We start from the raw sequence: 15,600 nt of genomic DNA on the forward strand, positions 1-15,600 counted from the left end.
TCTCTCAATAGTAGACGGAATACAAAGATCCGAAATGGTATATGTTACTGTTGTAGTACCACCTTCACATAAAAGTGGAGCCGTAGGCGTTCCGTAATCACCAGTTGCATTACAGCCACCAGAAACGGTAAAACCGTTTAACCAGGTATTGAAAGCTGTATCAACTTCCGCTTGACTTGCATAATCGCAAGCATCAGCTGTAGTATTATTAGGTGTATTCACCACAACGGCAGGTGAGGTAATAGTAAAGGTTTGAATTGCCGCTGCCGATTGCTCACAATTGTCTGTGATTGTAAAATTTCTTTTTATTGTTATAGGGCATGAGCCTGTTGCAATATCTTGATATGTAATACTAGCCACATTATCTTCTAAAAAAGTACCACCTTCAGCTAAATATTCAGCTTCAGTTATAGTAACCTCGGTTTCAGAAAAAGCCAAAGCTGTTAAACCTCCATTTGTAATATCTTCAGCCGCACAACCTTCTAAACTTACATCGGTTGGGGCTGTAATTGTAGGTGGAGCTGTATCTTCAACAATAATTTCAAAACTATCAGTTGCTGAACAATTTGAATCTGTATCATTTACGGTTACTGTATACGTTCCAGCTGGTAATCCTGTAAGGTCTTGAGTGGTGGCATTAGAGGCATCATCCCAAGAATAGGTATAATTTCCAGTTCCACCAGATACAGAAATATTAATTGCTCCAACATCATTTCCAGAGCAACCTGTATTTGTTACACTATCTAGAGTTATCGTAATTGGATCGAGTACTGTGACCGTAATTGGTGTACGTTCTCCAGTACAGGAATTACTTGGTCCTTCAGATACATAATATGTGAAAACACCAGCAGTGCTAGTAGATGGTGTTATAGACACTTGACCAGGCGTAGCCGGGTTATTATTAGTATAATATAATAATATGTAATTAGATTCAGAAGTTGTAGCCGTTAATGGTAAAGCGGTTTCTCCTAAACAATAGGTTACATTACTAGTTGTTGGTGTTGTTAAAATATCATTCACTTCAATGGTAAAAATATAATTACAACCGCCTTGACCTGGAGGGATAGCGTAATAAGTAGATACACCTATTGTGGCTGGGAATGGGTTATTCTGATTGTACTGTATTGTAGATGGTGTAATAGGAAATGAATCGTAATACTGTGTTCCTGGAGGAAAGTTTCCAGACACTTCAGAAACAGGAATTGTATTACCTTCAAAACTACAATAAAAGAAATCTCGTTGAACCGATACACCTGTACAATTATCTAAAATATATTGTTCCGAATCGATATCAATTTCAATAGGAGCAGTATTAGGTTCCCCTTGACATACACCAGCTTCTTGATAACCTTGTATTAATGGCAATGAATAATTTGTTTGCGAAACATTACCCGTACCTGAAATATTACCACCAACTATTACAATTTTTGGTGTACAATTATTGTTAACTAAAATAGAACAGTCTGTTGTTGATGTAATTTCAAATGAAATATCAGCCATTAGTTCGGCCAAGTTCAACGGGTTTAATGGAATAAAGGCCATATCCCAGACAACAGCTCCTGTAGCACCTTCATTAGGATCAAAATAAGGAGGTGAAGACTGAAATAAAGGATTGTATTCATTATAAGAGATACTTCCTGGTACAAAAGAAGATGTAAATGGTATTGGAATAACCAAGCGACCATTAGTAATAGCTTCTGTTCCACGGTTTCTAATTTCAACACCATACTCAATAGTATCGCCCGGTTGAACTGTTAAGTTACCACTACCAACGGCTACACCATTAATTGAATTTGCAGATAGTATTCCTTCAGATTCTGGAATATAGGCATCAACCGCAAATGTTACGTTATATATGGAATATGTATCGCCATTGGTAAAGTATTTAAATGACGTACTAGTTTGATTATTATTTATAATAGCATTGTTCGTATTATTAATATCAAACATACTAATATCAACACCAGTGTTATTCAATAATTGTGGGTTTCTAGGATTTCCTCCCGTGTTGATAGAAGATTTAAAAAAGTTATTAGTATTATTTCCAGAATGACTTAATGAGGTATAAGTTCCTGAATTTCTATTTTCAATTTGGAATGTATCACCGGAAAAACCAACATCGCCTTCACCACCCATAACACCTAACTTTACATTAACATCGCCATTTTGCGTGGAGTTAAAGCCATTAACACCAATAGTGTATTGATTATTGTTACCAGAAACAACATAAGCATGACCGTCAAAAACTGTCACATCACGCCATTTCATTTTTGTGTTTTCGTAAACCACAACCATTCCCCAGCCACCATAGTAACCCGTACCGTCAGGATCACCTTCTCTCAAAGCTAAATCGGCAACAAAATATTCTCCTAATCCATTAGTTCTTACATAATCTGTAATTTCAGCATAGGCGGAATACATGTAGTCATCTGAACTTGTTGGGTAATAAATATCGGTTGCATTCGCTGTTAATTGCGTATAGCTTCCCGCTGTTGGACCTTTTATGGAAACCTTACGCTTGTCATAATTTTTGGTAATAGTCGTTAAAGCAGGAATTGTTTCAGTGTAATTAACATTCACATAAGCTCTATCTGTCCAATTTAATCTTAATCTTGTAACCTCCAACGTATAATTTGAATCTGAAAATACTTGGTATGGTGAGCTTAAATAAGCGTTGTCATCATTAATTGAACTTGTAGACACCGCAGACTCTGGACCATTATTTACGGAAACATGTAGGGTTTCATTATTTCCAGAAGTTCTGTAAATAAACTCTACCTTATTCCCGGATCCTGTTGTAGTAAATGTATACCTGTAAGTACCACCAGAACTAGAAATATTTAATGAGTAGTCCGTATTATCAATACTTTCATTACTATAAATTATATCGGTTGTATTAATAGTTTGCGTTATAAAATTACCATTTGGCACGCTCTTCGTTACGGTAAATGTATTGCTTGAGCCAGCTCGACCAGACCAATATAAGCCTGCATACACTACATTAGAACATTCTGGAATAGCGTTGTTTTCTTGAGAAAATTGTAAAGTAGCCGATGACGAATTCAAGGTATTAACGTCGTTGTCAATATCCACATACTTCATGTCATTTCCACCGTTATTGGTGTTATCACCATAGGTAGCTAATGTTAGGTTGGTGTTACCCATCATGGTAAAATCTCCCTTTACATTATAAATAGTTTTGGATGGCGTGTAGATGGACGTTCGAGGTTCAAAATTTACGCGCACTTGACTATAACTATAAAAAGTAGCTGCCAATAGCATAAATACAGCTAACGCAAATTGAGTTTGCGTTTTATAGTTCTTGGTTTTTGAGGTGTATAAGTTTTCCATTTTTGTAACTTTAAATTAAGCTAATACCAAATTTATGAACGGTTAAATATTTTGTAGAAAATACTAATTTCCAAATCCGCTTGTTGGATGAAATTTCGTATTTGACTTTCAGTAACTGAAGATTCACATTTCAAGTAAATATATTTTAGACTACCAAAACCTCTAATGTTATCTACATTAAAAGGACGCATTAAATCTGAAGCTGATTTAATATTGATAGTTATCATTTCAACACGCTTAAATAAGTCATTGTCTGAACTTAATATGTTGAATGAGTTAGTGTCTTTTAGCTTTACTACTTTTGGCTTTTGGCCTTCAGTAACTTCAATTATCTGATTGTTTTTAATATAAACAGAAGGTTCCAAATCATAGAGCAAATCTTCTGGATACGTTGTAACTCGCGTTGATGTTCTAGACATACTTTGGCTGTCCGTATTATCAGGGAGTTGATAGATAGGGTTTTCTTGAGCAAAACTGCTACTTGTGAAAACAACTAATAACGCACACACCATTACTACGGTTGTTAACGTCATGTTCATTCTATTTTTCATAATTATTGATATATTAATTCTTTAACTTATTGGTTTTCAAAAGCTATAAAATCAGTTCAATTAAATCGTATAAATAGTAGTTAAACCTTTTTAGGGCTCAACAATACATTTATTGTTCTAAAAAATATTGAGGGAAGAGCATGCTTGCATGCGAATGGATTAAGTTTTTTAGTTTGATTTGGGATCATCTTGATTAATAGCTTACATCACAAATAAAATGCGATTAAATCAATCAATCAAAAAAAAATGTTAAATCACTTAAAAATTCGATTAAAGGATTCCGCTAAACACTTAGTCGATAAATAGATATAATTAATCGAGAGTACTTTTTGAGAATAACCGAATGCTGTGTTCTAAAAAATTAGGATATTGGACGGATGTAGGTCAATTTTTTCATGTAATTTTAGGTTGATTAATAGCGTTTAATTTTAAATTCTGGTGCAATGTAAGTCATTTGTCTGATTTAAGCAACACTTAAACGATAAAAATTACTTTTAAACGATAATATATGAAAACTCTCACATTAGTACGACATGCCAAATCATCCTGGAAACTTAATCTTCCAGATCATCTTCGACCATTAAAAATGCGAGGGTTAACAGATGCTAACAACGTTTCTAATCAATTAAAAACCACTAATTTTTGTCCCGATTTATTATGGTCTAGTAATGCTGTGAGAGCGCAAAGTACTGCTGAAATTTTTATAAAAACCTTAAATATACCTTCAGAAATTTGCCGTTTTAATCATGAGTTATATGATTTTTCAGGTGAATACCTCACCTTTCATATTAAAAATTGTCCAGATGAAATAAATAGTCTTATGGTATTTGGACATAATGATGCCATTACCAATTTTGTAAATGCATTTGGAAGTGAACGGATAGAAAATGTACCAACATGTGGTTTGGTAACTATTATTTTTAATTGTGATTCTTGGCAAGAAATAACTTCGGGAGATACCAGTCGGATTATTTTTCCAAAGGACTTAAGACAATAAATTTCAAACCCTATAATTAACAATTTAACGAATTATTAATACCCAAAAATTCCATACAATACAATATATTTGTAACATAACTAAAAAATTTTAATGGCTAAACAAGTACAAGAAAATCGTTATATAAATAGAGAAGTTAGCTGGCTACAGTTTAATGATCGGGTGTTACAAGAAGCAGATGATGAAACCGTTCCGCTAATTGAACGACTCCGATTTTTAGGTATTTTTTCTAATAATTTAGACGAGTTCTTTAAAGTACGTTACGCTACTGTAAAACGCATTGTAGAAGCTGGAAAAGGGGGTAAAAGTGAACTTGGTGGTATAAAAGCCAATGAGTTATTAGATATTATCACCCAAATAGTTATTAAGCAACAGAGTGATAGTTTAGAAATTTTAAGTAAAATTCATAAGCAACTAGAGGATGAAAATATTTTCATTATTAATGAAAAATCCATCCAACCGTCTCAACACGAATTTATAAAAAATTACTTTCATCAAAAGGTTAGTCCTGCTTTGGTGACTATTATTTTAAGTGATTCTGTAGAACTTCCAAACTTAAAAGATAGTGCGGCATATTTAGCTGTTAAGTTGAGTATGAAAGATAATGAAAATCAATATGCACTTATTGAAATTTCAAAATCTATGGATCGTTTTGTGGTTTTACCAAAACAGGATGATAAAAACTTTATTATCATGCTAGACGATTTATTGCGTTACTGTTTGGATGAGATCTTCGATATTTTTGACTACGATGTCATTTCTGCTCACATGATAAAAATTACGAGAGATGGTGAATTAGATTTGGAAAGTGATTTAAGTAAAAGTTTTATTGAAAAAATATCAGATAGTGTTAAACATCGTCAAATAGGAGAACCCGTCCGGTTTGTTTATGATAAAACTATAGATCAAGTTACCTTATCCTATTTAATGGATAAAATGAATATTGAATCTACAGATAGTAAAATTCCAGGTGGTCGTTACCACAACCGTCGGGACTATATGGATTTCCCTAGTTTAGGACGTACCGATTTACTGTATTCCAAAATTGAAGCATTACCTGTAAAAGGGTTGAGTTTTCAAGAAAGTATTTTTAAATCCATAGCGCATAAAGACTTTTTAATTCACACACCATATCACACGTTTTCGTACATCGTTAAGTTTTTACGTGAAGCAGCTTTAGATCCTAAAGTATCTACTATTAAAATTACTATTTACCGATTAGCTCAAATTTCGCACGTAGCCAGTTCCTTAATCAATGCTGCCAAAAACGGTAAAAAAGTAACGGTTTCCATTGAAATTCAAGCGCGTTTTGATGAGCAAGCCAATATTGATTATGCCCAGCAAATGCAAAATGAGGGTGTGCATTTAATTTTTGGTGTTCAAGGCTTAAAGGTGCATAGTAAAATGTGTGTCATAGAGCGTGAAGAAGAACATAAAATTAAACGCTACGGATTTGTTAGCACAGGCAATTTTAATGAATCTACCGCCAAAATTTATACGGATTACACCTTATTTACGGCCAACCAGAAAATTTTAAAGGACATTAATAAAGTCTTTAGTTTCTTTGAAATTAATTATAAAATATACCGCTATAAGCATATTATTACGTCCCCTCATTACACGGAAAAAGCATTTTTCCGACTTATTAATGGGCAGATTATCAACGCATCTTTAGGAAAGCCAGCTCAAATTCGGTTTAAAATGAATAGTTTATCTAGTTATAAAATGGTGGATAAATTATATGAAGCCAGTCGGGCAGGTGTTAAAATTCAAATGGTTGTTCGTGGTATTTGTTGCTTAATTCCTGGTGTGCCAAATATGAGTGAAAACATTGAGGTAATAAGCATTGTAGATAAGTTTTTAGAGCATTCTAGACTTTATATTTTTGGTCCTGATGATGATGCACAAATCTACATTTCATCGGCTGATTTAATGACTAGAAATATTGAAAATAGAGTAGAGGTAAGTTGTCCAATTTATGATGAAGATATTAAGCAGGAATTATTAGACAATTTCGGTATTTTCTGGAGTGCAAATGTTAAAGCACGGATTCTAAACGAAACGCAAAATAATCAGTATAAAGAAAAGAAAGAACCTATAGTTCGTGCGCAATTCGCTATATATGAGTATTATTTAAACAAATTAAAAAGTTAGCATGCTAACCATTAAAAAATATGCAGCAATAGATATTGGTTCCAATGCCGTTCGGTTGCTGATAGCCAATATTATTGAAGAAAAAGGAAAACCTACACGCTTTAAAAAAAGCTCCCTGGTTCGTGTTCCAATTCGTTTAGGTTCGGATGTGTTTATGAAAGGTAAAATTTCAAAACACAATGGCGAACGATTATTAGATACCATGCAGGCATTTAAACTCCTTATGAAATCTCATAACGTGGTTAAGTATAAAGCATGTGCCACATCAGCGATGCGAGAAGCTAGTAATGGTGATAAAATTACAAATCGTATTTTTAACAATACCGAAATTAAAATCGATACCATTAATGGGGAAGAAGAAGCTGCAATTATCGCGGCAACCGATTTAAATTCCTACATTGATGCTAACAAAACCTATTTATATGTAGATGTTGGTGGTGGTAGTACGGAGTTTACAGTAATCCATAATGGGGAATCTATCACCTCGCGTTCTTTTAAAATAGGAACGGTTCGTTTATTAAATGACATTGTTAAAAATGAAACCTGGAACGAATTGGAGCAGTGGATTAAAACCCATACCCAAGCTTTTGAAAAAATAGATGTTTTGGGTACTGGTGGAAACATTAATAAGATATTTAAAATTTCGGGTAAAGCTATAGGAAAGCCTTTAACCTATTTCTATTTAACGTCTTATTATAATATGTTACAAACGTATTCTTATGAAGAACGTATTTCAGAACTCGATTTAAATCAAGATCGGGCCGATGTTATTATTCCTGCAACCCGTATTTATTTATCTGCAATGAAATGGTGTTGTGCCAAGGATATTTATGTGCCAAAAATTGGTTTGGCAGACGGAATTATTAAAAGTATCTATTATGATACGGTTTCGAGCAATACACAGTAAAAAACATGCAGTTTGTCTTTTTATTATATTATATTTAATAAAATAATTTATATTCGCTAGAACTAAATCAATTTTAAGACCGCATTAAAACTTTTATAATCATGAAAAAACAAGTACTCTTAATAGCTTTTGTAATTATTGCAACTGTTTCTTACGCGCAAAACGCCATGTATGGTGTGCGTGCAGGCATAAATGTTTCAAATTTAGATTTTGAACCAGATGCCACTTTTGATAATCAACACCGTAATGGTTTTGCCATTGGTTTCTTTGGTGAATATGATTTATCAGCATCAATAGCATTAGCTCCAGAAATTCAGTTTTCTGCCGAAGGTGCTAAGGATAGAAGTTTACGCGTAGATTATATTCAGGCGCCTATTTTATTAAAATTCAGAATTGGCGATAGATTATCACTTGGAGCAGGTCCATTAGTAGGTGTTAAAATTCATGAGTTTGAAGATGGCTACAGAAACTTTAGCTTTTCAGGTGTTGGTGCTTTAGAATTCATGATTACAGATGAATTCTTTATTGATGCAAGATACCACTATGGTGTCACTAATATTTTAGATGATAATCCAGCTAATTTAGAAGCTAAAAATACCAACATCCAAATCGGAATTGGTGTGAAAATTTAACTAATTAACCAATTATATTTTTTAAAAACTCCAATGCTTTTTAGTATTGGAGTTTTTTGTTTTAACCGTGAATAGTTTCAGATTTACTTAAATCCTTCATTATTTCGGCTTCAAAATCTAATAAATCATTCCATTTTTTATCAACTTCCTTACGGTCACCATATTGTCTGGCAAAACCTAAAAACATGGTATAATGATTGGCTTCACTCACCATTAATTTGCGGTAAAATTCTGCCAATTCTTTATCTTCTAATTCTTCCGAAAGCAAACGGAAACGTTCACAACTTCTAGCTTCAATTAAAGCAGCATATAATAATCTGTGAACTAATTGTGTGGTACGACTGCCTCCTTTAGGGAAAAAGGTAATTAATTTTAAAACATATTCATCCTTACGGTCACGACCCAAAGTCCATCCATGATCTAAAATCCGATCGTGAACCATTTTAAAATGACTAATTTCTTCTTTAACCAACGCAATCATTTCCTGCACTAATTCCGTGTATTCTGGAAAACCAACAATAAGCGAAATGGCTGTACTTGCTGCTTTTTGCTCGCAGTAAGCATGATCCGTTAATATATCTTCAATATTCTTTTCTACAATATTTACCCAGCGTGGGTCTGTTGGTAATTTTAATCCTAGCATGACTTAATTTTCAAAATTAGTTATATCAAATTCGCCGTTTGGTTGAATTTGTAATTGGTATTGTTTTTTTAAATCGCGGCTTATATGCACGTAATAAAAGGCTATTTGTACAGCATCAGTTTCGGTTGATGGCGCATTGGGTGTTTGATTTACGTGCGCAGATTGTAGTGTCATCCTTTTTAAATCTGCTTCATGATGAGCAAATGTGTCTGTAAAGAATGATTTATCAATAGTTTTATTAAAAACTTCCTGATCTTCTTTAAATACAATTACCTGACTTTTAATGTCGCGATAATAGGTTTTGGAAATTATCGAGTCTGTTTTTGTAGTATCCAAAACTGAACGTTCCATATCCGTATAGGTTCTAATTTTTATATGGAAACCGTTGGCTAGAAGGGTATCTGTTTTAACCTCTGCATAGGTTTCGGGTACATAGGTTATGGTTTCAGAAAACGAATCTAATAACTCGGATTCATGTAGAATTTCTTGTGGTGTTTTATGCAAGCGATCACGACCATCACATGCTGCAAAAACCATGGCAATAGCAACTAATATAAATAGACTTACATGTTTCATAAGAATTTAAAAATCTAACCCAAAAGTTTTTTTCAAAACATCAATAGCTGGGTTTTTTTCTTTGAGTTTTTCAAACTGCTCTTCCGTGGTATAAGCATATTGCTTTTCCATTTCTTCGTTAATGGAAATGTCTAAATGGATATCGTAATTATTCAGCTCTTTTCTAATATAGCTCAACAAATCATACGATTCCCTTTCCACTTCTAGTTTATTGGTTGCATTCGGGAACTCCAATTGAATGGCATTTCCTTTTACTTTAGGAACATCAATGGATAATATAGAGGCCAAATTGAATTTTCCAGTCGCTTCTAATTCCTTTACAAACACATTCCAAACCGCTATAAGTTGTTCTTCGGTAAAAGAATCCTTCGGCAAATCCGTTTCATCTATAACGACATCCATTTGCCGGATTTGATGTTCTTTTTTAGCACGAATACTTTTTAAAGATAATCCAGACGTTGTTTTCTTTTTAGCGTCCAATGTAAGGACTGGTCGCGTTTCTTCAACTTTATGAACGGGTTGATTGGTTGTTTTATTTTCAACAGAAACCGGTTCAGCTTTGGTTGGTGTAGTTGGTGGATTGCTGGCTACAGCTTGTTTGCTTACTGGAATTGGTTTGATGCCAATCTTTGCAAAGTAACTCGGTGGAATTATAAAGTTTTTAGAATTTTTTTTTTCTCCATCGAAAGTGATAGAGGCAAGTTGCATAAGGCAGAGTTCAACGAGTAATCGTTGGTTTTTACTGGACTTGTATTTCAGATCGCAATCGTTGGCTAGTTCTATACCTTCAAATAAAAGTGCTTGGCTTGCTTTTCGCGATTGCTCTAAATATTTGACTTGCGTTTCTTCGCCTACCTCTAGTAATTCAACCGTACTTGGATTTTGGCAAACTAATAAATCTCTAAAGTGAGATGCTAATCCTGCTATATAATGATGACCATCAAATCCTTTCGCTAAAATACTATTAAACTGTAAAAGTAATTCTGGTATTTTATTTTCAAGAATTAAATCGGTACTCGTAAAATAAGTTTCGTAATCAAGAACGTTTAGGTTTTCAGTAACGGCTTGGCGTGTTAAATTTTTACCTGAAAAACTTACCACACGATCAAAAATGGATAAGGCATCACGCATAGCACCATCGGCTTTTTGAGCAATGATGTGTAAGGCATCATCTTCAGCTGTAATACCTTGTTCGTCTGCAATATATTTTAAATACGATTTGGCATCTTTAACTGTAATCCGTTTAAAGTCGAAAATCTGACAACGCGATAATATGGTTGGTATAATTTTATGCTTTTCCGTAGTAGCTAAAATAAAGATACAATGCTTTGGTGGTTCTTCTAATGTTTTTAAAAAGGCATTAAAAGCCGCTTGAGATAACATGTGGACCTCGTCAATAATATAAACTTTATATTTCCCGACTTGTGGTGGAATGCGGACTTGATCCGTTAAGTTTCTAATATCGTCTACCGAGTTATTAGAGGCAGCATCTAGCTCAAAAATATTAAAAGCAAAATCCTCATCCGCTTTCTCTGTACCATCACTATTAATCATTTTGGCCAAAATACGTGCACAGGTAGTTTTACCAACACCACGTGGACCCGTAAACAATAAACCTTGTGCTAAATGATTGTTTTCAATGGCATTTAATAAGGTGTTTGTAATAGCCTGCTGACCAACAACGTCTTTAAACGTTTGTGGTCTGTATTTACGTGCTGATACTACAAAGTGCTCCATGGATACGATTGGGTTTGCTTATTTTAGGTGCAAACTTATGGTGAAACAAAGTTAAAAAATCCACGGGTAAATTACATCAAAGTCTTGTTAATTTAATAGGAGTTATTAACAGTAATTAACTTTTGAGTGGTATTCACTTTGTGGAAAAACAGGTTAACCAGGTTTTATTCTGAAATTTTAGAAAAAGTATTTTTTAAAAGGACGCGCATAATAACAATGGCAATTGGCATTATTAAGATTTTAATCTAAAATAAATAATTTATATTTACAGGATAACAGTAACTCAAAACGTAGGATATCCTGACATATTTACGGGATATACCTAATAAAAGTTGCTATTTAACGAGTTGGCAACAAGCTGAAAAAAACCGAGAAAACCGAAAATGAACAACGAAAAATGGAATGAAATCTGCTTTTTATTATCCGACAATATTCGGACTGATATTAGCGAAAGTGATTTTGAACAAAATGTAGTCCAAGCTTTAAGAGTTTTGGATTGGAAAGAATATTCTGGAGATATAGAAATTCGACCTTCCTTTCAAGTTGGTGCCTCAAACAGAATTACACCTGATTTTGTAATAAAAGATTCCGATAATAGAAAATTGTTCGTGATTGAAATTAAACAACCAAACATTCCACTTAATTCAAGATTCCAACAACAGTTATTTTCATATATGCGTCAGTTAAAACTCGAATACGGAATTTTAATTGGACAAGGAATCCAAATTTTTTACGATGGAGATTTAGCAAAACAAGAAGACCCAATACTTTTAGAAACAATAAAGTTCACAAAGGATAATGACAAAGGATTAAAATTTGTCGAAATATTTGCTAAAGAAAATTTTAACCAAGAATCATTGCGGAATTTCACTCTTAACGGATTAAAAAAATTAAATCGCAGAGAGGAACATAAAGAACTGACAAAAAAACTACTCGACGAAAATTATCAAGAGAAAATATCGGAACTTATAAAACAAGATTTTCTTGACGAATATGATGGAGAATTAATTGAGTCTGTTTTGGAAAATTTGAGAATTGAGATTAGAGCAAAAAATGCACTACCAACGCAAAGTGAATTACCAAAAAGAGAATTTTCTAAAGAAAGAATAGTTGACTATTCAAATGGAATTTTACCAATTGAATTAAATCCTTCAACTGAATCTGAATTTAAAAAGAGACTCTTATTGACCAAAACAGCTTATATCACGACATTTTATAAAAACGGAACTTCTAAACAAAAAGTTTGGAATGCTAACAGATTTAGAGAAACTTCGGGAGTTTTAGGAAATTTAAGGTCAAGACCAGAATTCAGAAATGGAGAATGGCAAAAACTCGGAATTGAAAAAGTTTTAGTTTCGATTGACAAATAGAAATCGGAAAGAAAAGCCAGTTGCCAACAACGTATAAAATTAATTGCTTGGTTCTAGCCTACTTACGAAAATCCTCGCGGATTTTCTATTCGGTTTGTATTTGCTAAATTAGTTGCTTAAACAACGCAACTAATCTTATACAAACACGTTGTAGCACATTAGACCAAACCAAAAACGAATGAACAAAACTATAGTACTATTACTAATATTGACAATCGGAATTATATCCTGTAAAAACTCTGAAAAGGAAATTGACAGAGTTGAAATTACTAAACAATACTTTAAGATTCTTGACAATTCGGACTACTCTAAAATATCGGAATCGTTTGCGGATAGTATAAAAACAATAGAAGGAGAACATAAAAATACATATTCTATAAAAGAATATTTGGAGGTTTTAAAATGGGATTCTGTTTTTGAACCTAACTATGAAATACTTGAAATTGAACAAAAAGATGGAATTGTCAAAGCAAAAATTTCAAAAATGGACAAAAGAATCTTTTTTCTTCACGAAAAACCATTTATAACAAATCAAATTATTAAGTTTCAAAAAGATAAAATAATCAGTATAGAAACAGATTACCTGAACTTTGATTATCCGACTTGGGAAAAAAATAAAAATGGACTTTTGAGCTGGATTGACAAAAACAACCCTGAATTAAATGGATTCATAAACGACCTGACTGAAGATGGTGGAATGAAATTCCTTAAAGCAATGGAATTATATAAAAACAAAAAATAACGTGCTACAACACCGTATAAAATTAATTGCTAGTTCAAGCCTACTTACGAAAATCCTTGCGGATTTTCTATTCGGTTTGTATTTGCTAAATTCGTTGCTAAACCACGCAACTAATCTTATACAAAACCGTTGTAGCACATTTTGAGAAAAACCTATGAACTTCAAAAATAGAGTTATCGGAATTCAAAAATGGATAGATAAAAAGTACTATCGCGAAGAAAACCGATTTAATAAAGAAAAACTATTTGAACAAGAATATCTGAACTTTCAAATTGATGACTGTTATAATTATATGGAGAATGTTGTTGGAGAAACACGAGATGATATTTTTAAGATTTTATTCTCAACTTACTCTCAATGGAAAATAGAACTGAATAAATTAAATATTCCTTTTTATCTTGGAGTTTGGATTTATAACCCACGATTACCAAAAAGTGAAATCGTTTGTGCAATTGGAAAAGAAAAAATAGAATATTACCAAAATAAATGTTTTGATGTCTCTAACGAACAAAAAAACATCATTGACCTTAAAAACTTTGAAAAAGAAAAAGACACACTTATTTGGACAAAAAAGATTGATTTTGATACTTTAGAAGATTGGGAAATAAACTTTCCGAAAGAAAATTACGAAAATGAACAACATTGGTTGGAATATCAAGAACATTTTAAAAACTTCATCAATAATTCTTATAAAGTAGACAAAAATGAAAATGGGAACAGATATTATAAAAATGTAGGTGAAATATGGACAGGAGAATTGATAAGAAAATAAAAAAACGTGCTACAACACCGTATATAATTTATTGCTAGTCATAGCCTACTTACGAAAATCCTCGCGGATTTTTTAGTTGAGTTGTATTTGCTAAATTAGGTGATTAAAACACGCAACAAATCATATACAAAAACGTTGGCGTTCATTTGAATAAAACGATGACTATAAATCAAATAAAAGTAGATGAAATTATAAACTATCAGATTGAACCTTATCAAGCTTTTTTTGGAGTGGCTCTTTTAGTGATTCTTTTGAACCTTTTGATTCTGTTGGACATATATTTAAAGAATCATTGGGAATGGTATCGGAATTGGATTCCTTGATAGGTTGTATGTAGTTAAGGTCTATAAGTATTTTGAATAAAAGAGTGAAAAATGCTATAATCCAAGCCATTCGTTGTAAACGACCTGACCATTTTTCGAGAAACAATTTTCGACCTAATCCACCACTTTTGACTAAAACAATACCTTCATAATTTATAAGGTATGTTGGAGTGTAAGGATTAACTCGAATAATTGAAATAAGATTTTCACGTTCAAGATATAAAGTAGCTATTCTAAAATACAGACGTTCCTTACCTTCTTTAATAAAAGGTTGTGTAAGTCTAAATGAACCGAATATTTTATCAGGTTTAGAATCAAAATAGCAGACTTTTGGAGCAATATAATCTTCATTCTGTTCAACAGGTTCTTTTTCAAGTTCAATAAGAATATTATCTAAAAAACGTATTTTCGGACTTGATAAAAATCTGTAAAACTTTGACATTGAAAATTTGAATTTAAGAGACTAAACTAAAAATAAAAAACGAAACGCCAACACCGTATATAAAAAATAACTAGGCAAGTTCGCAGCCTAAAATTTGTGAGCACTAAAAAACACAATAGTTTAACCGAAAATTAACGAATTTTTACACGTTACTTTTCATATACCAAAACGTTAGCAACCATTTCCACTCATACTCAAAAGAATGACTGAAAAAGAAATAATTGAAAAAATTGATTTATTATTTGAGAAAATAACTGACTTTAATGCGTTTTCAATAAACAATATTTTTTTTAATGAAATAAAACCTAATGAAAAGAATAAAGATGAAGTAGAAAACTTCCATAATATTGTGAGAGAAACAAAATTATTCGGAATGAATAATGACTTGTTTGAAAAATATAAC

Annotated in this window: 14 protein-coding genes; 8 read left to right on the plus strand and 6 right to left on the minus strand. The window is 32.6% G+C overall.

The annotated features are described in order from the left end of the window. On the minus strand, positions 1-3,351 hold a 3,351-nt coding region (locus tag ACN0QX_RS13700; protein WP_417197755.1), incomplete at its 3' end, for a hypothetical protein. Positions 3,352-3,383: 32 nt separating this feature from the next. After that, positions 3,384-3,902: a hypothetical protein gene (locus ACN0QX_RS13705; RefSeq protein WP_417197757.1), complete on the minus strand. Its 519-nt coding sequence runs from the start codon at positions 3,900-3,902 to the stop codon at positions 3,384-3,386. A gap of 508 nt (positions 3,903-4,410) precedes the next feature. On the opposite strand from ACN0QX_RS13705, the gene ACN0QX_RS13710 reads away from it, so the two are divergent. From ACN0QX_RS13710 to ACN0QX_RS13725, 4 genes are all read left to right on the plus strand, one after another. Beyond that, complete coding sequence (locus tag ACN0QX_RS13710) at positions 4,411-4,899, plus strand: SixA phosphatase family protein (RefSeq protein WP_417197759.1); 489 nt, start codon at positions 4,411-4,413, stop codon at positions 4,897-4,899. A 93-nt stretch (positions 4,900-4,992) separates the two neighbouring features. Next, positions 4,993-7,053, plus strand: coding sequence for a polyphosphate kinase 1 (gene ppk1, locus ACN0QX_RS13715; RefSeq protein WP_248399216.1), 2,061 nt, complete (start codon positions 4,993-4,995; stop codon positions 7,051-7,053). A gap of 1 nt (position 7,054) precedes the next feature. After that, entirely contained in the window at positions 7,055-7,960 is a 906-nt protein-coding gene (locus ACN0QX_RS13720) for a Ppx/GppA phosphatase family protein (RefSeq protein WP_417197761.1), read from the plus strand. A 101-nt stretch (positions 7,961-8,061) separates the two neighbouring features. Beyond that, on the plus strand, positions 8,062-8,592 hold the full coding sequence (locus ACN0QX_RS13725; protein WP_248399220.1) for a porin family protein: 531 nt from the start codon (positions 8,062-8,064) through the stop codon (positions 8,590-8,592). Between the two features lie 61 nt (positions 8,593-8,653). Here ACN0QX_RS13725 and ACN0QX_RS13730 read toward each other — a convergent pair whose 3' ends face one another. Genes ACN0QX_RS13730 through ACN0QX_RS13740 form a run of 3 tightly spaced genes read right to left on the minus strand, consistent with a single transcriptional unit; the run spans position 8,654 to position 11,548 of the window. Further along, positions 8,654-9,235 (minus strand): tRNA-(ms[2]io[6]A)-hydroxylase, encoded by a 582-nt coding sequence (locus ACN0QX_RS13730; RefSeq protein WP_248399222.1) that lies wholly within the window; start codon positions 9,233-9,235, stop codon positions 8,654-8,656. Between the two features lie 3 nt (positions 9,236-9,238). Further along, positions 9,239-9,811 (minus strand): hypothetical protein, encoded by a 573-nt coding sequence (locus ACN0QX_RS13735; protein WP_417197763.1) that lies wholly within the window; start codon positions 9,809-9,811, stop codon positions 9,239-9,241. 6 nt (positions 9,812-9,817) lie between these two features. Beyond that, the gene (locus tag ACN0QX_RS13740; protein WP_248399226.1) at positions 9,818-11,548 is read right to left on the minus strand and encodes a DNA polymerase III subunit gamma/tau; all 1,731 of its coding nucleotides are present in this window, start codon (positions 11,546-11,548) and stop codon (positions 9,818-9,820) included. Between the two features lie 383 nt (positions 11,549-11,931). Here ACN0QX_RS13740 and ACN0QX_RS13745 point away from each other — a divergent pair, with 383 nt between their 5' ends. From ACN0QX_RS13745 to ACN0QX_RS13755, 3 genes are all read left to right on the plus strand, one after another. Further along, positions 11,932-12,918: a type I restriction enzyme HsdR N-terminal domain-containing protein gene (locus ACN0QX_RS13745; RefSeq protein ID WP_298266131.1), complete on the plus strand. Its 987-nt coding sequence runs from the start codon at positions 11,932-11,934 to the stop codon at positions 12,916-12,918. A gap of 178 nt (positions 12,919-13,096) precedes the next feature. Then, positions 13,097-13,660, plus strand: coding sequence for a hypothetical protein (locus tag ACN0QX_RS13750; RefSeq protein ID WP_113966841.1), 564 nt, complete (start codon positions 13,097-13,099; stop codon positions 13,658-13,660). Positions 13,661-13,814: 154 nt separating this feature from the next. Then, entirely contained in the window at positions 13,815-14,432 is a 618-nt protein-coding gene (locus tag ACN0QX_RS13755) for a hypothetical protein (RefSeq protein WP_417197767.1), read from the plus strand. A 189-nt stretch (positions 14,433-14,621) separates the two neighbouring features. On the opposite strand, the gene ACN0QX_RS13760 is transcribed toward ACN0QX_RS13755, so the two are convergent. Then, positions 14,622-15,197 (minus strand): hypothetical protein, encoded by a 576-nt coding sequence (locus tag ACN0QX_RS13760; RefSeq protein ID WP_417197769.1) that lies wholly within the window; start codon positions 15,195-15,197, stop codon positions 14,622-14,624. Between the two features lie 202 nt (positions 15,198-15,399). Between ACN0QX_RS13760 and ACN0QX_RS13765 the strand changes: the two genes are divergently transcribed. Next, positions 15,400-15,600 (plus strand): hypothetical protein (locus tag ACN0QX_RS13765; protein ID WP_417197771.1); only part of this gene is annotated, 201 nt, incomplete at its 3' end.

Origin of the sequence: Bizionia sp., from assembly GCF_048259285.1 — a bacterium.
Taxonomy (GTDB): Bacteria; Bacteroidota; Bacteroidia; order Flavobacteriales; family Flavobacteriaceae; genus Algorimicrobium; species Algorimicrobium hallyeonense.

Coding starts and splice junctions, on each gene's coding strand:
- ACN0QX_RS13705 (WP_417197757.1), bottom strand. CDS start 3,902: ATGAAAAATAGAATGAACATGACGTTAACAACCGTAGTAATGGTGTGT.
- ACN0QX_RS13745 (WP_298266131.1), top strand. CDS start 11,932: ATGAACAACGAAAAATGGAATGAAATCTGCTTTTTATTATCCGACAAT.
- ACN0QX_RS13750 (WP_113966841.1), top strand. CDS start 13,097: ATGAACAAAACTATAGTACTATTACTAATATTGACAATCGGAATTATA.
- ACN0QX_RS13710 (WP_417197759.1), top strand. CDS start 4,411: ATGAAAACTCTCACATTAGTACGACATGCCAAATCATCCTGGAAACTT.
- ACN0QX_RS13755 (WP_417197767.1), top strand. CDS start 13,815: ATGAACTTCAAAAATAGAGTTATCGGAATTCAAAAATGGATAGATAAA.
- ppk1 (WP_248399216.1), top strand. CDS start 4,993: ATGGCTAAACAAGTACAAGAAAATCGTTATATAAATAGAGAAGTTAGC.
- ACN0QX_RS13735 (WP_417197763.1), bottom strand. CDS start 9,811: ATGAAACATGTAAGTCTATTTATATTAGTTGCTATTGCCATGGTTTTT.
- ACN0QX_RS13740 (WP_248399226.1), bottom strand. CDS start 11,548: ATGGAGCACTTTGTAGTATCAGCACGTAAATACAGACCACAAACGTTT.
- ACN0QX_RS13730 (WP_248399222.1), bottom strand. CDS start 9,235: ATGCTAGGATTAAAATTACCAACAGACCCACGCTGGGTAAATATTGTA.
- ACN0QX_RS13760 (WP_417197769.1), bottom strand. CDS start 15,197: ATGTCAAAGTTTTACAGATTTTTATCAAGTCCGAAAATACGTTTTTTA.
- ACN0QX_RS13725 (WP_248399220.1), top strand. CDS start 8,062: ATGAAAAAACAAGTACTCTTAATAGCTTTTGTAATTATTGCAACTGTT.
- ACN0QX_RS13720 (WP_417197761.1), top strand. CDS start 7,055: ATGCTAACCATTAAAAAATATGCAGCAATAGATATTGGTTCCAATGCC.